Below are 21,102 nucleotides of genomic sequence, written 5' to 3'. Positions count from 1 at the left end.
TCACACCCAGCCGGTTCCGTCTCCGCCGTCCCCCGGATCGTCGTTGCCGTAATCCGTCATGTCCAGGTCCGAAGCATCCGCCGCGGTCAGCGAGTCATCCCCGTAGTAATAATTGTTGATGGTCTCCTCCACCGGTGCCGGCGCATTCTGCCCGAACAGGCCGCCGGCGCCGTGGTGCCCGAGCAGGCTTTCGATGCCCTCGAAGAGCAACGCGCCGCCAGCCACGCCCGCCGCCAAGGAAGCGGCCGTGCCCAGAAAGCTCGTCATGCCGCCGGACAGGGTTTGGGCCTGGGGCTGATACTGAGGCCTGAACGGCGCTTGAGCGGCGGGGGCTTGACCGGCAGCGGGCGCATCCCACGGGCTGCCGGCCAGGAAGGACTGCGCCTGGGCCGTTCGGCTCTGCATTTGCGCGAGCTGGGCCCGGGCCTGCTCAAGGGCCTGCTCCAGGAGCATGGCCTTGAGCACGACCAGATAGGGGGCATCCGGCTGCTGGGCGAAGGCATCGCGGATCATGGCGTCCGCTTCCGGGTCCTTGACCAGACCGTGGGCTTGGGTCAGTTGCTTGAGAAAGGCGGAAACACGTTCTTTTTCGCTCGGCGTCATGGAATCCTCCGCTTGAAGGGATGGGAGCTTGATGTGCATCGCATCCTTTATTGTGGATTGCGCATGTGCTTTCAAGGGGGCCTTCGGCAGGAAAGACATTCTTTAACAAGCCGCAACATGCGAAAGCCGGTCCGCTCCCGCTCCGGTTCCCGCCGCGAGCGCCGGCCGCTTGCAGCATGTCCGGGCGAAACAGGGACCGCCGGCTGATGATCCTGCCGGAGAGCATGAACATGCCATCGCCGGTGTAACGCAGCGTCTTCGGGTGCTGTGGTGACGCGGCGACATGCGCCTTGACCACTTCGAAAATGAAAAAGCTGTATTTGTCGACCAGGGCGTCGTCATGGAGCCGGCACTCGAGGCTGGCGTGGCAGTCCCGGATCAGGGATGCCTGGATCTGTTCGGGCGCGTTGGACCTGACTCACGGGGAAAGCGCTCTTCTCGGGATGGCTCGTCATGGCACATGCTCCTGCGCTGGGTTCCGGGCGCGGCTCGCCATCATGGCAGGCCGGCTTGCTCATCCACGCCTCCGCTTGCCCGCCGACAGGTGGCGCTGCCAGGCCGGCGGCAACCGGCAATTGGCGGGCGCGCCGGCGAAAAGAGGCGCCATTTCTTCATCGCGGTACCCTCCTCTGCCAGCAGCCAGGCGGGTGACGCGGAAGCGCATCTGCGGATAGGTGGTGGCAAAGCGCAGGAAGGCCTGCACGTAGCCGGCGATGGCCGGCAGCGGCAGCAATTTGCCGGTTTCATCGCGCACCGGGATGGCATAGCTCCTGCCCTGCAGGCCCACGGCGCGGCCATAGACCGTACCGTGGTCGCGCAAGGCCGTAAGGGCGTCGCCACTGCTGTGCCGCCCTCCCAGATCCGCGCCGAAGACGAAAATCTCCTTGCGCGAGTCGTCCGAAGGTGCCACGGGTTTTGCGCTCATCCTCTCGCTGCCTGCAGGACAAAACCGTGATCGCAACATGCCTGCCGGCGCACCGCCGCCGACAGGCAGATCTCTGTGCCGACCGCAGGGACTTTCCTCTGCTGGACGGGCACGTGCAAGCCGTCACTTGCTGTACCAGGCGGTCTGCCAGCGTTCCGCTTTTTTGATGTCTTCCTGGTTCATTTGCAGCATTTTGCCAGCCAGCTTGCGTAGTTCCGGATGGGCAGCTTTTTGCTGGGCATCCTTGGACAGCGCCACGGCCCCGTCATGGTGTTTCTTGATCATATCGAGAAACAGGCGGTCGAAGGCATCGCCTTTGGCATCCTGCAATGGGCCCATCTCCATCCCGAGGGTGCCGCGCATGCCGGGCAACGCTGCATTCACGGCATCGGGCTTGCCCCCGTACCAGCGCTCGCGGTAGCGCTGCATTTCCTCGATATCTTGTTGCTGGTCCTTTTGGGTCTTGCGCGCAAAGGTTTTGAGTTCGTCGTGCTGCGCCTTTTGTTCCGCCAGACGCGCCATTTCGATTGCACCGCGATGATGTTGGATCATGGTATCCAGAAACTGCAAATCGTAAGGCGCCGCAACGGGTTGCGGCGCAGCAGCGGCCGCCGGTGCTTCGCCGGCGCTGCTGCCCGGTGTGCGCGAGTCGGCGGCATGCGTCGTGCCGCTCGCAGTGAACAGCAGGAAAGCAAGTGCAGGACCCAGCATGACAGGATTTCTCATTTGTTTTCTCCTGTTTCCAAACGCCTGGTCTTCCCACGCCAGCCGCGGCTGGCGTGGGAAGACCAGGAGTGGTCCGACCGGGGTGTGCCGCGTGGCTCGCGCCACGCGGCTTGCCGGGTCAGTGGGTGGTCTGGCCGGGCGTGCGCGCAATGCCGGCTTGGCCCATGAGCGTGTTGGTCAGCCAAGTGCGGACCAGCTCCAGGTGCTCGTCCTCCTCGCGCTTGGCTTCCCGGAACTGGGCCGCCAGATCGTCCTGGCCCAGCTGCTCGGCCAGATCGGCCATCATTTGCCAGGCGTCGTTGTCCAGCAGCTCCACCATGTGGATGGCGTGCAACGCCTCGGTAAGCGTGCTGCGCGGATCGGTCAGCACCTGCAGCACGCCCATGGAGGCAACGCCGGTGACGTCTGCGCTTGGCGTCATGGCCGTCGGGTCGGCGCCCAATTGCTCCATGGCCTGCATGAGCATGCCGAAGTGCTTGAGCTCCTCGTCATGGATATGCTGGATCTGCTCGCGCGTGGGTCCGCCCTCATGCACGTGGGCGGCATCGAACTTGCTCAGCAAGGCCTCATAGAGGCGCACGCCGCTGCGCTCGAAGGCCAGGCGCTCGCCCAGCATGTCGATGAAGACGGTCGGCTTGTTGCCCTTGAGCGCCTGCATGGCGGTCTGCGCCATGCCCTTGACAGAAGGCGGCGGCGGCACGGTGCCCACCGGCTCGGCCTCCTTGGAATAGGCATCGCGAATGGCCACATAGCCGGACAGATCGTAGGAAGGATTGGAGACCGCCTCGCGCGCGCCCTCGATGGTCGCCTTGGAATCCATAGGCGACATGCCGATGCCGGTCCGGTTCATCCCCGTGTCGATTGGTTTCTTCATTGCGCCCTCCTGTATGCACCCATTTCCACCACGCGACCCGCCAGCTCCGTGCCGGGCTGCCACATGTAGCCGGCCGCCGCGATTTCAGACGGCGAGCCCTGGGAGTTGAGCTGTTCGCGGTAGCGGATCGACTCCTGTCCTTCCTGGCTGGCGTCCACGAACTGGCTGCCCTTGGCCCGCAGGTTGACTTCGTTCTTCAGCACCTGACGCACGAAGTCGCGGTGGCTTTCGTACTTGATCGGATCCGGCAGCTCCGCCGGCAGCACCTCCGCCGGGTCGCGCTTTTCGATGCGCTTCATGAGGTCCATCACGTAGTGCAGCTGCCCCAGCTCATAGGACAGGAAGCGTTCCCAGATGGCCTTGATGCGCGGATTGGTCTCGTACTGCAGGCAGCTCCAGTAATTGTAGGCTTCGGTGGCCTCGTGCAGCAGCCATCGCTCCAGCCACGACTCGCCGGGATCGAGGAGCGATTCGTATTGAGTCACGTGCTGCTCCTCGATGGTGACGATCTCCGCGTAGAGCTGCCGCGCCACCGGATCGGAATAAGTCGGTCCGACGTTCATGTAGAAGGTGCGCGTCTGATACTCGCCGGTCATGATGGTGAGCGCATTCAGCTTGGAAATCGGATGGGCCGACTTGCGGTCGTAGTGATCGCGCAAATCGTCCATGGGATCGCGGTGCTCCACCGCCGTGGGCCGCCCCGGCATGATGTCGGTGTAGTTCTGCAGGATATTGTTGGGATCCTTGCCCTCCAGGCGGTCCAGCAAGGCGGAATAGCGGTAGAGGTGGTCGAAGTCTTCCAGCATCCCGAAGCGGTATACCTGCGCCAGATAGGGATCCGGCTCGTTCTGGGCCACGCTCGCGGTGACCTCGATGGCGACCTGCTCGTAGCCGATGGTGGTTTCCAGATTGGACTGATCCGCCGGATTCAGCCAGTTGACCATGACTTCCTGCATGTGGTCGATGCGCCGGACCCGGGCGAGATGGCCACGCAGCTCGCCGTTGTTCATTTGCGCGCAGGAATGGCTGAAGCGGATCGAACCGTTTTCGATGCCGTTCATCAGGATCACGCGGACGCGGGTGAAGGCATCGACGTCCAGCTTGCTGTACGGTTGGCCCGCCATCTCGCGCCAGGTGAAGACCTGGCGATCGAGGGGCGTGCCCTTTTCGTTAAGTATGTCCAAACTCATACCGTCCCTCCTAACAAGTGGGGTGGCAGGAAACCGATCCCGCGGGATCGGCAAGGCTTGCCAGTGCCTGTCCTCATGCGACCCCCTACCCTGCCGGGGAGTTCGCCCGCGCGGATAGGACGAAAGACGGTTTGTAGCTGGATGCGGGCGGCCGGGCTAGGCGGTTTCCACGAACACGGTGAACTGCCGAAAGCCGATGGCCTGCAGGGCCTTGGCCACGAAATCGAGGCTTTGGAAGCGGCGCGGCTCGCCCCGGGCAGTCTCCAGAAAGGGCGACACCCCCGTGCCGCTGGCCTGGAACTGCACCAGCCACCCGGTCCCCGAGCTGTCGCGCATCACCATCGCGCTCTCCAGCACACCGGTTTCGAACATGCGTTTGGCATCATCGATATTCATGCTTTCCTCCGCCACGATGTCTGTTGCGAACCATGCACGCAGTCGGCTTCACCCCGCAGCCCATGGTCCTATGCCGCCGCCGGCATCGGCCTGCTAAGCTTGGCGAGCTAAGGGCTTTAGACAACGCGATGCGCCATCCGGCACGCAGCCCCATCGCGGAGAACGGCCATGGACCTGGACAACACGCGCAGCACGGAATGGTTTGTGCCCCGCTTCGGCCCGGCCCGCTTCCGGGTTGCCGTCGGCCTGCTCTTTCTTCCCTATACCGGCATGGTGCTCGCCTTCACCGTCGTCGGCGCCATGCTGGCGGAAAACCTGCACTGGGATCGCGTGTTCGCGCTCCTGCTCATTTATTTTCTGGCCCTCGGCGTGGGGGCGCATGCCCTCGATGCGCTGGGCAGCAAGGGAGCCAAGCCGTGGGGCGCGGTGTTCTCGATCCGGCAGCTTTGGACCCTGGCCAGCATATCCGTGCTGCTCGCCTATGCCATCGGGCTCTACTACATGATCCTGTATACCCCGCTTTTATGGCTGATCGCCATCCCGGAAGGCTTTTTCCTGCTGGCCTACAACCTGGAATGGTTCGGCGGCCGCTTTCACAGCGACGGCTGGTTCGCCTTTTCCTGGGGCGTGCTGCCCACACTGGCGGGCTACGTGCTGCAAAGCAACCGACTCACCCCGGCCGCCCTGCTGGTGGCCGCCGCCATGGGGCTGCTTAGCCTGGTGGAGATCAAGACGTCGCGCCCCTACAAGGTCCTGATGCGACAGCGCGGCGCTCTCGACGAGGCGGCACGGGCGCAGGCCCGGCAACTGGAAGACATTCTGAAAAGCGTCAGCGCCGGCACCATCCTGCTGGGAGTGGGCCTTCTGACCTGGCGATGGCTGGGATAGCGCACCGCGCGGGGATACGTCCACATGGACTTCATCGGCTATTGGCAGTCCGTCCAGGCTGAACTCGACCGCGGCTTTGCCCAGTGGATGCCGGAGCTGGCGCGCGACCTCTCCGCCGCCCACCAGGCTTCCATCCAACAGGCCGTCACCGGCGGCAAGCGCCTGCGCGGCTGCCTGGTCTGCCTGACCGCCGAAGCATTGGGCGGTCGGCGGGCGGCGGCCATTCCGCGGGCCGTCGCCATCGAGTGCATCCAGGCCGCCTCGCTGATCCATGACGACTACGTGGACGGCGACACCCTGCGCCGGCAGCGCCCGGCCATCTGGACGGTGGAGGGTGCCCGCCGGGCGGTGCTGCTCGGCGACCTGATCTTCGCCACCGCCATCTGGCAGATGGCCGAACTGGGACGCGAGGACGGCGCCACGCTGGCGCGGGCCATCGCCACCGTCGCCCGCGGCGCCTACCGCGAAGCGCTCGGTCCGGCGGAGCTGGCGGCAGCCGTGGCCGGGCGGGACTTCCCGCCGGATCTGTACAAGCGCATTATCCATCTCAAGACCGGCGCCCTCTTCGCCGCCGCCGCCAAGCTCGGCGCCCTGGCGGCGGCGGCGCCGCCGGCGCTGGCCGACCAGGCCTTCGAATTCGGCGCCCGCCTGGGCGAGGCCTACCAGCTGGCCGACGACCTGCTGGATCTCTTCGATGCCGGCTCGCTGCCGGAAGATCCCCGCGACCGCCTCGCCCTGTGGGCGCCCGCCCTCCTCTGCTTCCTGCCGGAAAAACGCGCCACCCTGCTACGGCTGCTGCAGAGCAGCGGCAACGGTGCCCAGGCGTGGCTCGATGGGCGGCTGCCCGTGCTGCGGGCCAGGATGATGCGCGAAGTGGAAAGACAGGTGCAGTTGGCGGCGAGCGCACTGGCGGGCTTTCCCGACAACGGCTGGACGCGCCTGCTCCAGGCCGCGCCCGCGCAGGTCGTCGCCCTGCTGCCGCAGCCGGCGCCGGCGCGCCCGGCTATTTCCGAGCGCTGACGATGGCGGAGCCGTAGGCGGTCAGATATTCCAGGCGGATGTCTCGGAAACCGTTTTCCTGAAGGGCCAGGGTCAATTCCGGCACCCAGCGGGTTTCCTCGATGAGCTTCGGCAGGCCATGGTAGATCTCGCGCCAGGCTGGAAACACGCGGCTGCTCACCTGCTGCATGACGCCGAAGTACAGGCGCCAGAGGGCGACCAGGTGCGCCTTGGGGGGAAAGGTGAAGTCGTGCATGACGAGCACGCCGCCGTCCCGGAGCATGTCCCGGTTGGCGCGGATCAGGCGCGGCAGGTCGGCATACTTGGCCAGATAGGACGAAGTAATGCAGTCGAAGGGTGCGTCGGCCCGGTAATCCTCGGCGCGGCTCAGCACGAACTCCACGTTGCGCACGCCGAGGCGCTGCACCTTGCGCCGGGCGAGCTCCAGGTACTCGTCGCGCAGCTCCACGCCGACCACTTGGCAGCGCGGATGGCGGCGGGCGATCGCCAGGGTGGATATGCCGGTGCCGCAGGCCAGATCGAGCACCCGGGCGGGGTTGGGCGGGATCAGCTCGACCATGCGCCGCTTCCACAGCTGGTCGATGCCGAAGGTGGCGAAGTTGACCATGAAGTCGTAGCTGCTGCCCGTGCCGGCGAAGAAGCGCTGCACCAGTTCGATCCGTTGGTCGTTGCCGTTCATGCGCTGCCCTCCCGCGGTGGCGGAAACCGTGCTTCCGGAAGTCCAGCACCTTAGCAGAGCCCGGCGGCGGGCCGCATCCGACCAAGGATCAGGCCGCCCTGGCCTACTGCAGCTCGTCCACGCCAGGCCCCAGGGGCAGGATCTCGACGCCTTCCTCGTGCAGCTCCAGCGCTTCCTGCAGCGTCGCCTGCCCGTGGATGGGCTCCGCTTCGGCCTCGCCGTAGTGGATCCGGCGCGCCATCTCGGGAAAGTCGCGGCCCACGTCGCGGGCGTGGGCGCGCAGAGAGTCCATGAGTTCCCGCCGCGCCTGCGCCGCCTTGGCCTGCCCCGCATCGCCGCGCCCGTGGCGCATGAACCTGCCGCCGCTGGGTATTTTCGACAGGGCCCGGCTGCTACAATGGGGACAGGCCAGCAGCCCCTGCTGCAGCTGGGTTTCGTAATCCCCGGCATCGGCGAACCAAGCCTCGAAAGTGTGCCGGCTGTCACAGATCAGGTCGTAAATGATCATGCTTCACCTGTTTTCCGTGCCCGCTCGCAGGGGCAGTTGAAACTGTTACTGAGGCTGGAGATCTCCTCATGCAAGCCTTCGAAGAACTCGTCAAGATCATGGCGCGGCTGCGCGGCCCCGACGGCTGTCCGTGGGACAAGGCCCAGGATTTCAGCACCCTGCCGCCCTACACCATCGAGGAAACCTACGAACTGGTGGAGAGCATCGAGGCCGAGGACTGGCAGGAACTCAAGGGCGAGCTGGGCGACCTGCTCTTTCACATCGTTTTTTATGCCCGCATTGCGGCCGAAAAGGGGCTCTTCGGGATCGAGGACGTGGCCCAGGCCGCCGTGGACAAGATGCTGCGGCGCCATCCCCATGTGTTCGGGGGGGAAAGTATAGCAGACCCGGAGACCCTGCATAAACGCTGGCAGCACATGAAGGCCCAGGAGCGCCGGGAGACCGCGGCCCGGGAGCGCTCCCCGGCCTGGGATGCCGGCGTGCCCAGCGCCCTGCCCGCTTTGCTGTGGGCCTACAAGCTCCAGCAGCGTGCCGCCAACCTTGGCTTCGAGTGGAAAGACAGCGCGCCGGTGTGGGACAAGTTCCGTGAGGAATGCGGCGAACTGGAGCAGGCGGTGGCCGCCGGCGTGGCCGAGCAGGTGACCGATGAATTCGGCGACGTGCTGTTCTCGCTGGTCAACCTCTCCCGCTTCCTCGACGTGAACCCGGAAAACGCCCTGCGCCAGGCCTGCCTCAAATTCCGCAACCGCCTGCACCTGGTGTGGGATCACGCCACGACCCATGCCCTCGACCTGCAGGCCATGAGCGAAGCGGAGCTCGAGCAGCTCTGGGAAAGTGCCAAGGCCGAACTGGAACGGCGCCAGCAGGAGAAGCGCAGTCCTTCAGCCTAGCCCCGGCTCACAGCCACAGCATCAGCCCCGTTTCATGGGGGTGGGCCAGCAGCTCGTGGTAGGGATAGATCCGGATCTTGTAATCGATGCGCCCGCAGGTCTCCGGCTCCAGGTTGAGCACGAAGCGGTGCGCACCTCCCGCCTCTGCCTCACCCTCGCTGCGAAAGAGATAGGAGCGCGGCTGTTCCCGGTTGCGCAGGTCGCCGTGGTGCCGGAACAGGCATTCCACCCGCACATCCTCGGCCTGCAGGCCATTCAGCTGCACCGCTAGCTCGATGCGCAGCTGCTGGCCGAATTGCAGGCGGGCCGGTGCCTGGTCCAGGCGGGTGATGCCGACGCCGGGCCAGGCCACCTGCACCCGCTCCTTCCACTGGGCCAGGGCGTGGGCGCCCTGGAAGTCCTCCGCCGTCACCCGCACCCCCTGGCGGGCCGCGGGCCGGTAGAACTTGTTGACGTACTCGCCCACCATGCGTGCGGCGTTGAAGCGCGGCAGCAGGGTCTTCATGGAATGCTTGGATTTCTTGACCCACTCCGTGGAATAGCCGTACTTCCCTGCCTGGTAATACAGCGGAATCACCTGCTCTTCCAGCAGCTCGTAGAGGCTGTTGGCTTCCTCCTGGCGGGCGCGGAACGGGTCGACGGTCTTGAGCGGCTTGATCGCCCAGCCGTTGTGCCCGTCATAGCCCTCTCCCCACCAGCCGTCCAGCACGCTCAAATTGATGGTGCCGTTGATGCCCGCCTTCTCGCCCGAGGTGCCGCTGGCCTCCAGGGGATATTCGGGATTGTTCAGCCACACGTCCACGCCGTAGACCAGCGCCCGGGCCAAGCCCATGTCGTAGCCCTCCACCATGTGCACCTTGCCCTCGAACTCGGGCTGGTGGGCGATGGCGTGGATGTTGCGGATCAGGTCCTGGCCCGGGCGGTCGGCCGGATGGGCCTTGCCGGCGAAAATGAAGACGACGGGCCGCTCGGCATGGCTGATGATGCGGCGCAGCCGCTCCGGATCCTCGAAGAGCAGGGTCGCGCGCTTGTAGGTGGCGAAGCGGCGGGCGAAGCCGACCATTAGGATGCTGGGGTCCAGCGGATCCAGATAGCGGAGCAGGCGGTCCAGATGGGCCTCGCTGCCGCCGTTGCGCCGGTGCTGGTGGGCCAGGCGTTCGCGCACGTGGTTGATCATCTGCGACTTGAGCGCCTGGCGCACGCTCCAGTACAGGTGATCGGGAATCTGATCGATGCGGTGCCAGAAGGCGGCGTCGCTCAGCTTGTTGCGCCATTCGCCGCCCAGATAGGAGTCGAAGAGATCCATCCATTCCTGGGCCAGGAAGGTGGGAATGTGCACCCCGTTGGTCACGTAGGTCATGGGGTTTTCGTCCGGCGGCACCTGCGGCCAGAGATCCACCATCATGCGCGAGGAAACGCCGCCGTGGATGCGGCTGACGCCGTTCTGATAGCGGGAGCCGCGCACGGCCAGCGCGGTCTGATTGAAGCCGGATCCCTCCGCGGGCTTGTGCCCCAGGGCCAGGAAGGCCCCCGTGTCCAGCTTGAGCTGGGGGATGAAGTCCCGGAAATATTCCAGCATCAGCTCGTGGGGGAAGATGTCATGCCCGGCGGGCACCGGCGTGTGGGTGGTGAAGACCGTGGCGGCGGCGGTGGCCTCCAGCGCCGCGTGGAAGTCCAGGCCCTGGGCCACCAGCTCGCGCGCCCGCTCCAGAATCTGGAAGGCCGCATGCCCCTCGTTGATGTGCCAGACGGTGGGATGGAGGCCGGCGGCGCGCAGGGCGCGCACGCCGCCGATGCCGAGCACCATCTCCTGCTTGATCCGGGTGTTGATGTCGCCGCCGTAGAGCCGGTGGGTGATGCCGCGATCCTCCTCGCTGTTCTCGGGCAGGTCCGTGTCGAGGAGGTAGAGGCGGATATGGCCGACCCGCGCCACCCACAGCTTGGCCATCACCACGCGGCCGGGCAGCTCGATCTCCACCTTGACCTCGTTGCCGTCGTCCTGCAGCACCGGCAGCACCGGCAAATCGGCGAAATCCGAGTCGGTGTAGCTGGCGAGCTGATTGCCCTCGCCGTCGATGGTCTGGGAAAAATAGCCCTGCCGGTACAGCAGGCCCACGGCCACGAAGGGGATGCCGAGATCGCTGGCCGCCTTGCAGTGGTCGCCGGCCAGGATGCCCAGGCCGCCGGAATAGATGGGGAAGCTCTCGTGGAAACCGAACTCCGCGCAGAAGTAGGCCACCAGGTCGTCATGGCCGAGCGTCGGCTGGTCGTGCTGGCGCACCGGTTCCAGGAGGTAGGTGTCATAGGCGGACAGGATGCGGTAATAGCTCTCCAGGAAGACGCGGTCCTGGGAAGCCTCCACCAGCCGCGCCTCCTCCACCCGCCGCAGGAAGACCTTGGGATTATGGCCGACCGCGTCCCACAGGGCGGGATCGAGGCGAAAGAAGAGCTCGCGGGTGGGTCGGTCCCAGCTGTACCAGAGGTCGTTGGCGAGCTCGCTCAGGCGCGCCAGCTTGGCGGGGATCTTCGGATTGACTTCGAGAGAAAAGACGCTACCCGGCATGGGGGCTCCTGTGCAAATGGCGCGGCAAGAGACAAAAATCAGCCGACGACGGCCAGACTGTCTTCCTCGTCCGGCCCGAGACGGGGCGCGGCTCCGTTCATCAGGGCCTCGATCTCGTCGACCGCCTTGGGCACGTCGCGGGTCAGCACCTCGCAGCCCGTGTCCGTGACCAGCACGTCATCCTCGATGCGAATGCCGATGCCGCGCCAGCGCGCCTCCACGTCCAGGTTGTCGGGCGCCACATAAAGGCCCGGCTCCACGGTCAGCACCATGCCCGGCTCCAACAGCCGCCATTCTCCCTGGCGCTTGTAGACGCCGACATCGTGCACGTCCATGCCCAGCCAGTGGCCGGTGCGGTGCATGTAGAAGGGCTTGTAGCTTTCCTTCCCCAGGCACTGCTCCAGGCTGCCCTGCAGCAGACCCAGCCGGATCAGCCCCTCGGTCAGCACGCGCACGGCGGCATCGTGGTACAGATGGTAAGGGTTGCCCGGACGCACCGCCTCGATGGCGGCCTGCTGCGCCGCCAGCACCAGCTCATAGAGCGCGCGCTGCTCCGCGCTGAAGCGGCCGTTCACCGGAAAGGTGCGGGTCACGTCGGCGGCATAGCAGTCGTACTCGGCGCCGGCATCGATCAGCACCAGATCGCCGTCGCGCAGGGGCGCCCGGTTCTCGATGTAATGTAGGATGCAACCGTTCGCGCCGCCTCCGACGATGGATGGATAGGCGGAGGCACTGGCGCCCAGGCGCCGGAACACGTACTCGATCTCCGCTTCCAACTCGTACTCGTAGAGGCCCGGGCGGCAGTTGCGCATGGCCTGGCGGTGGGCGGCGCCGGTGATGCCGGCGGCGCGGCGCATCAGCTCGATCTCGGCGACATCCTTGCGCAAACGCATCTCGTGGATGAGCTCGTCCACATCCACGATCTCGCGCGGCGCGCTCACCCCGGCACGCACCTTGGCCCGCGCCATGTTGAGCCAGTGCATGACGCGGCCGTCGAAATCGGCGTTGCGGCCGACGCTGTAAAAGAGGATGTCCTGGTTCTCCAGGAAGCCGGGCAGGATATTGTCGATGTCGTGGATACTGAAAGCCTGGTCGGCGCCGAAGCGCGCGCGCGCGCCCTCCAGGCCGGCACGGTAGCCGTCCCAGATCTCGCGCTCCGGATCGCGGGGCCGCACGAAGAGGATGTAGGGCCCCTGCGGATGGCCGGGCGCCAGCACCAGCACCGCCTCGGGCTCGGCGAAGCCGGTCAGGTAATAAAAATCGCTGTCGGGCCGGAAGCGATAGTGCGCATCATTGTTGCGCAGCTTCTGGGTGGCGGTGGGCAGGATGGCGATGCCCTGCCCCATGCGCGCCAGGAGCTTTTGCCGCCGCGCGGCATAATCCACATTCACATCCATGGCCATCTCCTTGTTTTTGCTACAAGATCACCCGCTCGATGCCGCCCTGGCGGGCTCTCTCGACAAAGCGCTCCTGCCAATCCGGTCCCAGGATGTGCCTGGCCAGCTCCACCACAATGTAGTCCGTTTCCACGCCGGTGTCCTCCTCATAACGGGCCAGGCCCTGCTGGCAGGCGGGACAGCTCGTCAGCATCTTGACCCGCCCGGCCTCCGCCACGGGGCCGCCGGTCAGCTGCTGCACGCCGCGCTGGATCTCCTCCTGCTTGCGGAAGCGCAGCTGGGTGGAGATGTCCGGCCGCGCCACTGCCAGGGTGCCGGCCTCGCCGCAACAGCGGTCGGACAGCAGCACCGCTTGGCCCATCAGATCCGACGCCACGCTCTGGGCGTCGTAGGTCTTCATGGGCGTGTGGCAGGGATCGTGATAGAGGTACTGCACGCCGCTCACTCCGTCGAGCCGGATGCCCTTCTCCATCAGGTACTCGTGAATGTCCAGCAGCCGGCAGCCCGGGAAGATCTGCTCGAACTGGTATTTCAAGAGCTGATCCATGCAGGTTCCGCATGACACGATGACCGTCTTGATGTCCATGTAGTTCAGCGTGTTGGCCACCCGGTGGAAAAGCACCCGGTTCTCGGCGGTGATCTGCTCGCCCTTGGCGCGGTTGCCGCTGGAAGCCTGCGGATAGCCGCAGCACAGATAGCCGGGCGGCAGCACGGTCTGCGCACCGAGTTCGAAGAGCATGGCCTGGGTGGCCAGCCCCACCTGGCTGAAGAGACGCTCCGAGCCGCAGCCGGGGAAGTAGAACACGGCGTCCGAGCTATCCGTCACCTTGGCGGGATCGCGCAGGATGGGCACCACCTTCTCGTCCTCCACGCCCAGGAGGGCACGGGCGGTCTTCATGGGCAACTGGGCGGGCATGGGCTTGCGGATGAAATTGAGCACCTGCGCCTTGACCGGCGTCTTGCCGGTGGTGTCCGCCGGCCGCTGGCCGTTGCGCAGCAGTCCCACCCGCTTGGCCAGGCCGTGGGCCAGTCGCTGGCCGCGGTAGCCCCATTCGATCATGCCCTTGCGCATGAGCTTGACCGTGGCCGGATCGGTCACGTTGAGAAAGGCCATGGACATCCAGGTGCCGGCGTTGAAGTGCTTTTGCCCCTGCTCCTGCAGGATGGTGCGCATGCGGATGGACACGTCGCCGAAGTCGATGTTGACCGGGCACGGATTGGCGCATTTGTGGCAGACCGTGCAGTGGTCGGCGATGTCGTTCATGGCCTCGAAATGGTGCAAGGAAATGCCTCTACGCGTCTGTTTTTCGTAGAGAAACGCCTCCATCACCAAGCCTGTGCCGAGGATCTTGTTGCGCGGCGAGTAGAGCAGGTTGGCGCGCGGGATATGGGTGGTGCAGACCGGCTTGCACTTGCCGCAGCGCAGGCAGTCGGAGATGTCGTCGGCCAGGGCGTTGAGCTGGGTGCTCTCCAGGATAATGGCCTCCGCCTCCAGCAAATTGAAGCTCGGCGTGTAGGCGCGCTGCAGCCCCGAGCCGGGCATGAGCTTGTCGCGATTGAAGCGGCCTTCCGGGTCCACGTGGCGCTTGTATTCGGCGAAGGCCGCCACCGTGGCCGGATCCAGGAACTGCATCTTGGTGATGCCGATGCCGTGCTCGCCGGAGATGACGCCGTCCAGGGCCGCCGCCAGCGCCATCACCCGCTCCACCACCGCCTCGGCGCGCCGCATCATGGCGTAGTCGTTGGAGTTCACCGGAATGTTGGTGTGCACGTTGCCGTCGCCGGCATGCATGTGGCAGGCAACGAAGAGCCGGCTCTTGCGCACTTCCTCGTGAATGCCGTCCAGGCGGCGGCGCAGGGCCTCGAACTCGCGGCCGGCGAAGATCTCGTGCAGCACCTGCCCGACCTCGCGCCGGTAGGAGATGCGCAGGTCGCGGCGCTGCAGCAGGCGGAACACCGTGTCCCCCGGCCGCAGCCGCGCCCGGATCTCCGCCTCCAGGGCCAAATCGGCCGCCGGCGCGTCCAGGTCGGCCATGAGCCGCTGCCAACGCGCCTGCACCGCGAGCAGATGTTCGACGGCCCGCTGGCGCTTGTGGGCGATGATCTCCTCGCCCTCGCGGCTGCGGAATTCGGCTCGCTCGCGCGCCTCGGGCAAGCCGCCGCGCAGGTAATCGAGCACCGCGTCCAGGATCGCGAGCTTGTTCTCGGTGGACAGTTCGATGTTGATGCGCTCGATGCCGTCGTTGTAGTCGGCCAGGCGCTCCAGGGGGATGACCACGTCCTCGTTGATCTTGAAGGCATTGGTGTGGGCGGCGATGGCGGCGGTGCGGGCCCGGTCCTTCCAGAACGCCTTGCGCGCTTCCGCGCTCACGGCGACGAAGCCCTCGGCGCCGCGGGCGTTGGCCAGGCGCACCACCTGGCTGGCGGCGGCGGCCACCGCCTGCTCGTCGTCGCCGCTGATGTCGGCGATCAGCACCATCTTGGGCCGTTCGGGCCGCGGCGCCTTGGTGGCATAGCCCACCGCCCGCACGTAGCGCTCGTCCAGATGCTCCAGGCCGGCCAGCACCACGCCGTCCAGTCCATCCAGGTAATCCTTGGTTTCCACGATGGCCGGCACGGCATCGCGCAGATCCGCGCCGAAGAACTCCAGGCAGACGGTGCGCGTGTGCTGGAACTGGCGGTGCAGGATGAACACACCCGAGGTGATCAGCCCGTCGCAGCCTTCCTTCTGGATGCCGGGCAGGCCGCCCAGGAACTTGTTGGTCACGTCCTTGCCCAGGCCCTGCTTGCGCAGGTCCGGCCCGGGAATGCGCAGGATCTCCGGCTCGCCGAGCGGCGTCTTGCCGTCCGACGCATAGCGGGTGACGCGGAACACGGCGAAATCGAGCTCATGGATCTTGCCCAGGTTATGGTTGAGCCGCTCCACCTCCAGCCACTGGGCATCGGGCGTCACCATGCGCCAGGACACCAGATTGTCGAGGGTGGTGCCCCACAGCACGGCCTTCTTGCCGCCCGCGTTCATGGCGATGTTGCCGCCGATGGTGGAGGCATCCTGGGATGTCGGGTCCACGGCAAAAACCAGGCCGGCGGCATAGGCGGCGTCCGCCACGCGCCGGGTCACGACGCCGGCGCCGGCGCGGATGGTGGCCACCGGTCCGGTCACGCCGGGAATCTCCCGATGGGTGATCGCGCCCAGCTCCTCCAGCTTTTCCGTGTTGATCACCGCGCTGTCGGCGTGCAGAGGCACGGCGCCGCCGGTGTAGCCGGTGCCGCCGCCGCGCGGAATGACGGTCAGGCCGAGACGGATGCAGGCGGCCACCAGGCCGGCCATCTCCTCTTCCGTATCCGGAGTCAGCACCACGAAAGGAAATTCCACGCGCCAATCGGTGGCATCGGTGGCGTGGCTGACCCGTGCCAGGCCGTCGAAATGAATGTTGTCCTTGCGGGTGACCTTGCTGAACTCGCTCAGCGCCCGCCGGCGCAGCTGGCGCTGCTGCGGGAACCACGCTTCGAACTCCGCCACCGCCCGGCGCGCCGCCTCTACCAGGCGCAACGCCTGGGCATTGCCCTCGGCCCGCGCCACGATCTGGTCCAGACGGTGATGCAGGGCATGCACCAGGGATTGGAAGCGCTTCCTGTTTTCCAGCAGATCGTCCTGGATATAGGGGTTGCGCGACACCACCCACAGGTCGCCGAGCACCTCGAAGAGCATGCGCGCCGAGCGCCCGGTGCGCCGCTGCGCCCGCAGGCTGTTGAGCACCGCCCACATCTCCTCACTCAGAAAGCGGATCACGATCTCGCGATCGGAGAAGGAGGTATAATTGTAGGGGATTTCGCGGATGCGGGAATTGCTGGAATCGCTCATCGGATCGGGTCACACGCTCGGAAACGCCGGCCGGCGAAAGGGCGCCGGCCAGGCACGGCTTCAATCAACGCCGACTATACCACAAAGCGGGTTCTTGGTCCGCGTAAAAAATTGTTCTCGTTTTAACTTCGGCTCAGTCGAAGGCCAGGTCCAAGGCGTCGCCCAGCTTGTCCACCTGCAGCACCTTGATGCCGCCCACGCTGCGCTCCAGGCGGCTGGCGGCGGGCAGCATCGCGCGCTTGAAGCCGAGCTTGGCCGCCTCCTTGAGGCGGTCGCCGGCGCGCGACACCGCCCGCACCTCGCCGGCCAGGCCGACCTCGCCAAAGAGCACGCGCTCCGCATCCAACGGGCGGTTGCGGAAGCTGGACAGCAGCGCCATCACCACCGCCAGGTCGGCGGCCGGCTCGTTCAGGCGCACGCCGCCGACCACGTTGATGAAGACGTCCTGGTCGAAGAGCGGCACGCCGCCATGGCGGTGCAGCACGGCCAGCAACATGGACAGGCGGTTCGGGTCCAGGCCGATGGCCACCCGGCGCGGGTTCGCCAGCGGGCTCGGGCTCACCAGCGCCTGCACCTCCACGAGCAGCGGTCGCGTGCCTTCCTGGGTGACCAGCACGGCGCTGCCGGGCACCGGCTGCGCGTGCTGGGACAGGAAGAGGCTGGAGGGATTGTCCACCTCCGCCAAGCCTTTGTCCGTCATGCTGAACACGCCCAGCTCGTTGACGGCGCCGAAGCGGTTCTTGATGGCGCGCACGATGCGGAAGCTGTTGCCCGGCTCGCCCTCGAAATAGAGCACCGTATCCACCATGTGCTCCAGCACCCGCGGCCCGGCCAGGGTGCCCTCCTTGGTGACGTGGCCCACTAGCCAGACGGCCACGCCGGCGCGCTTGGCATAGCGCACCAGCTGCGCCGCGCACTCGCGCACCTGGGCCACCGAGCCCGGCGCCGACTGCAGGGCATCGCTGAACACGGTCTGGATGGAATCCACCACCAGCACCGCCGGCGATTCCGTTTGTGCCTGGGCCAGAATCTGCTCCAGGTTGTTCTCCGCCAGCAGGCGGATGCCGCGGCTGCTCAGGTCCAGGCGCCGGGCGCGCATGGCCACCTGGCCGGCCGATTCCTCGCCGGTCACGTACAAAGCCGGCCCGCTCTGGGCCAGATGGCTCACGGCCTGCAGGAGCAGGGTGGACTTGCCGATGCCCGGATCGCCGCCCAGCAGCATGGCCGCGCCGGCGACCTGGCCGCCGCCCAGCACGCGATCCAGCTCCTGCAGGCCGGTGGACACCCGCGGCGTCTCTTCGGACACCACCGCCGTCAAATCCTGGGCATGGCTGGCCACGGCGTAAGCCGTGTGCCGGGTGTTGGCGCTCGCCGCCATCGGCAGGCTTTCCACCAGGCTGTTCCAGGCGCCGCAGTCGGGGCAGCGCCCCAGCCACTTCGGCGACGTGGCGCCGCAGGCGTCGCACACGTAGATGGTCTTGCTCTTGCTCATGGCACCGGTACTCGCGGGACCCGCCCTTGCAGCCGGCAGGTCAGTTCATAAGGGATGGTACCGCATAGGGCGGCCAGCTCCTCCACGGTCACCCGCTCGCCGCCCTGCTCGCCCATCAGCACCACTTCGTCGCCCAGCTGCGCGCCGGGCAGGGGCGTGAGATCGACGAAGAGCATGTCCATGGACACCCGCCCCAGCAGGCGCGTGCGCCGGCCGCCCACCAGCACCGGGGTACCCGTGCCCAGACGGGGATAGCCGTCGCCGTAGCCGACCGCCACCACTCCGACCCGGGTCGGGACGTCGGCGCGGAAGCCGGCGCCATAGCCCAGCCACTCGCCGGGGCGCAGATCGCGGATGGCGATCAGCTCCGAACGCAGCTGCAGCACCGGGCGCAGGCCGAGCGCCAAGCCGTCTTCGGCGGCGAAGGGGGACATGCCGTACAGCATCAGGCCGGGGCGCACCCACTGGTAGTGGCTCTGCGGCAAGCGCAGGATGCCGGCGGAACTGGCCAGGGACAGCTCCAATCCAGGAGTTTGCGGCAGGTGCGCGGCGGCCTCGCGGAAGCCATCCATTTGATGGGTATTATACCAGTCCTCCGGCGTGTCCGCCCGCGCCAAGTGGCTCAAGAGCCCACGCAGGCGCACGCCGGGCGCATGGACCAGATGCGCCAGCACCGCCGGCAGCTCCAAGGGCGCGAAGCCCAGGCGGTGCATGCCGGTGTCCACCTTGACGAAGACATCGACGGGAAAATCCTGCGGCGCATCCAGCAGCCACTGCAGCTGGCGACGGTTGTGCAGCACCACGCCCAGACGCCAGCGCGAAATCTCGGGCAGATCGGCGGGGGCGAAGGGGCCGTCCAGGATGAAGATGGGCAGAAAGATCTGCTGCTGGCGCAGGATCAGGGCTTCCTCCAGGCAGGCCACCGCCAGGCCGTCCACGCCGGCCTGGGCCAGGGTGCGGACGACCATGGGCGCGCCGTGGCCATAGGCGTCCGCCTTGACCACCGCCATGACGCGGCTCTGCGGCGCATGGGCGCGAACCGCGGCCAGATTGTGCTGGAGCGCCCCGATGCTGATCAGGGCTTGGGTAGGGCGACTCATAGGGCAGTAACTAAGGACAGGCTAAGGACAACGGGGAGACGGCAGGCGCTCAGCCATAGGCGGAGTCGTAGCCGGGCCCGGCATAATTCTCGAAACGGGTGTACTCGCCCAGGAAGGTCATGCGCACCACGCCGGTGGGACCGTTGCGGTGCTTGCCGATGATGATCTCGGCAATGCCTTTGTTGTCCTCCTGGTCCTTGTGGTAGACCTCGTCGCGGTAGATGAACATGATCAGATCCGCGTCCTGCTCGATGGCGCCCGATTCGCGCAGGTCCGCCATCACCGGGCGCTTGTCGGTGCGCTGCTCCAGACCGCGGTTGAGCTGGGACAGGGCGATCACCGGCACGTTCAACTCCTTGGCCAAGGCCTTGAGGCCGCGCGAGATTTCCGAGATCTCGGCGGTGCGGTTCTCGCTGCGGCCCGGCACCTGCATGAGCTGCAGGTAGTCGACCACGATCAGCGACAGTCCGTGCTCGCGCTTCAGGCGCCGTGCCCGCGAGCGCAGCTCGGTGGGCGACAGGGCCGGCGTGTCCTCGACGAAGAGCGGTGCCTCCGACAGCTCGCCCATGGTATGCGCCAGCCGCGGCCAGTCGTCGACGCCGAGCTGGCCGGTGCGCACCTTGTGCTGGTCGATGCGCCCGCGCGAGGACAGCAGACGCAGCGTGATCTGGCTGCCGGGCATTTCCATGCTGAACACCGCCACCGGCAGCTTCTCCACCACCGCCACGTGCTCGGCGATGTTCATGGCGAAGGAGGTCTTGCCCATGCTGGGCCGGCCGGCGATGATGATGAGATCGGAATTCTGCAGGCCCGAGGTGCGCTCGTCCAGATCGACGAAGCCGGTGGGCACGCCCGTGATCTTGCGGTTCTCGCGCGACATGGTCTCGATGTGGTCGACCACCTCGGTCAGCAGGGAGTTGAGCGAGCGGAAGCCCCCCTGCCCGCGCGCCTGCGCCTCGGAAATCTCGAAGACCAGGCGCTCGGCCTCGTCCACCAGCGCGTTGGCGGGGCGGCCTTCCGGCTCGTAGGCCAGTTCGGCGATCTGATTGCCCACCCGGATCAGGCTGCGGGCAACGGCGCGCTCGCGCACGATGCGGGCATAGGCCTGCACGTTGGCGGCAGTGGGCGTCTCGTTGGCCAGCGTGGCCAGGTAGACCAGCCCGCCGACCTCGTCCAGCTCGCCGTTGGCCTCGAGCCATTGGCTGAGGGTCAGCACGTCCACCGGATGGCCGTCCGCCAGCATGCGCTGCATGCCCGCAAAGATCAGACGGTGCTCCTTGCGGTAGAAATCGGCTTCCTGCAGGAGATCGGCGACACGATCCCAGGCATTGTTGTCCAGCAAAACACTGCCCAGGACGGCCTGCTCCGCCTCGAGGGCGTGCGGAGGCAGCTTCAGGGAAACTTCGGAGGGATAATCTGCATCCATTGCCGGCACCCCGACAAAGTCGGGGCCGGCTCAGCCGGCCCCGGCATCGTGCTGCTTAGGCGGGCACCACGTTCACGGTCACGGTGACCACGACATCCGGGTGCAGCTGAATCTCCACGCTGCGCTCGCCGGTGCTCTTGAAGGCGCCCTGCGGCAGGCGTACTTCCGCGCGGGACACAGCATGGCCGGCGGCGGTCAGGGCCTCGGCGATATCCTGGGTGCCCACGGAGCCGAAGAGCCGGCCGCCCTCGCCCGCCTGGCGGGCGACCTGCACCGCCACGCCATCCAGGATGCTGGCGCGCTGCTGCGCCTCCGCCAGCATCCTGGCCTGCTGCGCCTCCAGCTCCGCCCGGCGGGCGGCAAAGTCTTCCAGGTTGCGCTGGGTGGCCGGCACGGCCTTGTGCTGGGGGATCAGGTAGTTGCGGCCATAGCCCGGCGCCACCGAAACCACATCGCCCAAGTTGCCGAGATTTCTTACTTTTTCCAGCAGAATCACTTGCATTGCACTCTCCTTCCGTTACGGCCGCCAGGCCGTCGAATTTGCGCCCCCGCTGGCCTGT

18 protein-coding genes are annotated in these 21,102 nt (G+C 66.6%); 3 read left to right on the top strand and 15 right to left on the bottom strand.

Annotation, left to right across the window (positions count from 1 at the left end):
- The 6 genes from G579_RS0114865 to G579_RS0114840 all read right to left on the bottom strand — a co-directional run bounded on the left by G579_RS0114865 (position 1) and on the right by G579_RS0114840 (position 4,714).
- Complete coding sequence (locus tag G579_RS0114865) at positions 1–603, bottom strand: DUF2076 domain-containing protein (RefSeq protein ID WP_028990807.1); 603 nt, start codon at positions 601–603, stop codon at positions 1–3.
- A gap of 514 nt (positions 604–1,117) precedes the next feature.
- Complete coding sequence (locus tag G579_RS17955; RefSeq protein ID WP_038020189.1) at positions 1,118–1,513, bottom strand: A1S_2505 family phage non-structural protein; 396 nt, start codon at positions 1,511–1,513, stop codon at positions 1,118–1,120.
- Between the two features lie 138 nt (positions 1,514–1,651).
- On the bottom strand, positions 1,652–2,254 hold the full coding sequence (locus tag G579_RS17950; RefSeq protein ID WP_081662835.1) for a DUF305 domain-containing protein: 603 nt from the start codon (positions 2,252–2,254) through the stop codon (positions 1,652–1,654).
- 118 nt (positions 2,255–2,372) lie between these two features.
- A complete protein-coding gene (locus G579_RS0114850) occupies positions 2,373–3,128 on the bottom strand; it encodes a ferritin-like domain-containing protein (protein ID WP_028990806.1) in 756 nt (251 codons plus the stop codon).
- The gene (locus tag G579_RS0114845; protein WP_028990805.1) at positions 3,125–4,318 is read right to left on the bottom strand and encodes a hypothetical protein; all 1,194 of its coding nucleotides are present in this window, start codon (positions 4,316–4,318) and stop codon (positions 3,125–3,127) included. The genes G579_RS0114850 and G579_RS0114845 overlap by 4 nt, the downstream gene beginning before the upstream one ends.
- Positions 4,319–4,474: 156 nt before the next feature.
- Complete coding sequence (locus G579_RS0114840) at positions 4,475–4,714, bottom strand: hypothetical protein (protein ID WP_028990804.1); 240 nt, start codon at positions 4,712–4,714, stop codon at positions 4,475–4,477.
- Between the two features lie 168 nt (positions 4,715–4,882).
- Between G579_RS0114840 and G579_RS0114835 the strand changes: the two genes are divergently transcribed.
- Together G579_RS0114835 and G579_RS17945 are read left to right on the top strand one after the other, a co-directional pair.
- Positions 4,883–5,602: a UbiA prenyltransferase family protein gene (locus tag G579_RS0114835; RefSeq protein WP_038020187.1), complete on the top strand. Its 720-nt coding sequence runs from the start codon at positions 4,883–4,885 to the stop codon at positions 5,600–5,602.
- 24 nt (positions 5,603–5,626) lie between these two features.
- A complete protein-coding gene (locus G579_RS17945; protein ID WP_038020185.1) occupies positions 5,627–6,622 on the top strand; it encodes a polyprenyl synthetase family protein in 996 nt (331 codons plus the stop codon).
- Here G579_RS17945 and G579_RS0114825 read toward each other — a convergent pair.
- The gene (locus G579_RS0114825) at positions 6,606–7,301 is read right to left on the bottom strand and encodes a class I SAM-dependent methyltransferase (protein WP_028990802.1); all 696 of its coding nucleotides are present in this window, start codon (positions 7,299–7,301) and stop codon (positions 6,606–6,608) included. The two genes, G579_RS17945 and G579_RS0114825, sit on opposite strands and share 17 nt — an antisense overlap.
- A 103-nt stretch (positions 7,302–7,404) precedes the next feature.
- On the bottom strand, positions 7,405–7,809 hold the full coding sequence (locus G579_RS0114820) for a DUF1178 family protein (RefSeq protein WP_028990801.1): 405 nt from the start codon (positions 7,807–7,809) through the stop codon (positions 7,405–7,407).
- Positions 7,810–7,877: 68 nt separating this feature from the next.
- Here G579_RS0114820 and mazG point away from each other — a divergent pair, with 68 nt between their 5' ends.
- Complete coding sequence (gene mazG / locus G579_RS17940; RefSeq protein WP_051181770.1) at positions 7,878–8,699, top strand: nucleoside triphosphate pyrophosphohydrolase; 822 nt, start codon at positions 7,878–7,880, stop codon at positions 8,697–8,699.
- Positions 8,700–8,706: 7 nt separating this feature from the next.
- Here mazG and glgP read toward each other — a convergent pair whose 3' ends face one another.
- The 7 genes from glgP to rplI form a co-directional block, all read right to left on the bottom strand.
- Positions 8,707–11,262, bottom strand: coding sequence for an alpha-glucan family phosphorylase (glgP, locus tag G579_RS0114810; protein ID WP_028990800.1), 2,556 nt, complete (start codon positions 11,260–11,262; stop codon positions 8,707–8,709).
- A gap of 38 nt (positions 11,263–11,300) precedes the next feature.
- On the bottom strand, positions 11,301–12,659 hold the full coding sequence (gene pepP, locus G579_RS17935) for a Xaa-Pro aminopeptidase (RefSeq protein ID WP_230973859.1): 1,359 nt from the start codon (positions 12,657–12,659) through the stop codon (positions 11,301–11,303).
- A 19-nt stretch (positions 12,660–12,678) separates the two neighbouring features.
- Entirely contained in the window at positions 12,679–16,524 is a 3,846-nt protein-coding gene (locus tag G579_RS0114800) for a DUF3683 domain-containing protein (RefSeq protein ID WP_028990799.1), read from the bottom strand.
- 133 nt (positions 16,525–16,657) lie between these two features.
- Positions 16,658–18,016, bottom strand: coding sequence for a DNA repair protein RadA (gene radA, locus G579_RS0114795; RefSeq protein ID WP_028990798.1), 1,359 nt, complete (start codon positions 18,014–18,016; stop codon positions 16,658–16,660).
- Complete coding sequence (alr, locus tag G579_RS0114790) at positions 18,013–19,116, bottom strand: alanine racemase (RefSeq protein WP_028990797.1); 1,104 nt, start codon at positions 19,114–19,116, stop codon at positions 18,013–18,015. The genes radA and alr overlap by 4 nt, the downstream gene beginning before the upstream one ends.
- A 49-nt stretch (positions 19,117–19,165) precedes the next feature.
- Positions 19,166–20,542, bottom strand: a complete 1,377-nt coding sequence (gene dnaB, locus G579_RS0114785) for a replicative DNA helicase (RefSeq protein WP_028990796.1) — start codon at positions 20,540–20,542, stop codon at positions 19,166–19,168.
- Between the two features lie 55 nt (positions 20,543–20,597).
- The gene (rplI, locus tag G579_RS0114780; RefSeq protein WP_028990795.1) at positions 20,598–21,044 is read right to left on the bottom strand and encodes a 50S ribosomal protein L9; all 447 of its coding nucleotides are present in this window, start codon (positions 21,042–21,044) and stop codon (positions 20,598–20,600) included.
- Between the last annotated feature and the right edge of the window lie 58 nt (positions 21,045–21,102).

It is taken from the genome of Thermithiobacillus tepidarius DSM 3134 (genome assembly GCF_000423825.1).
In the GTDB taxonomy this organism is placed as follows: Bacteria; Pseudomonadota; Gammaproteobacteria; order Acidithiobacillales; family Thermithiobacillaceae; genus Thermithiobacillus; species Thermithiobacillus tepidarius.
This window is presented reverse-complemented; position numbering and strand designations above follow the sequence as displayed.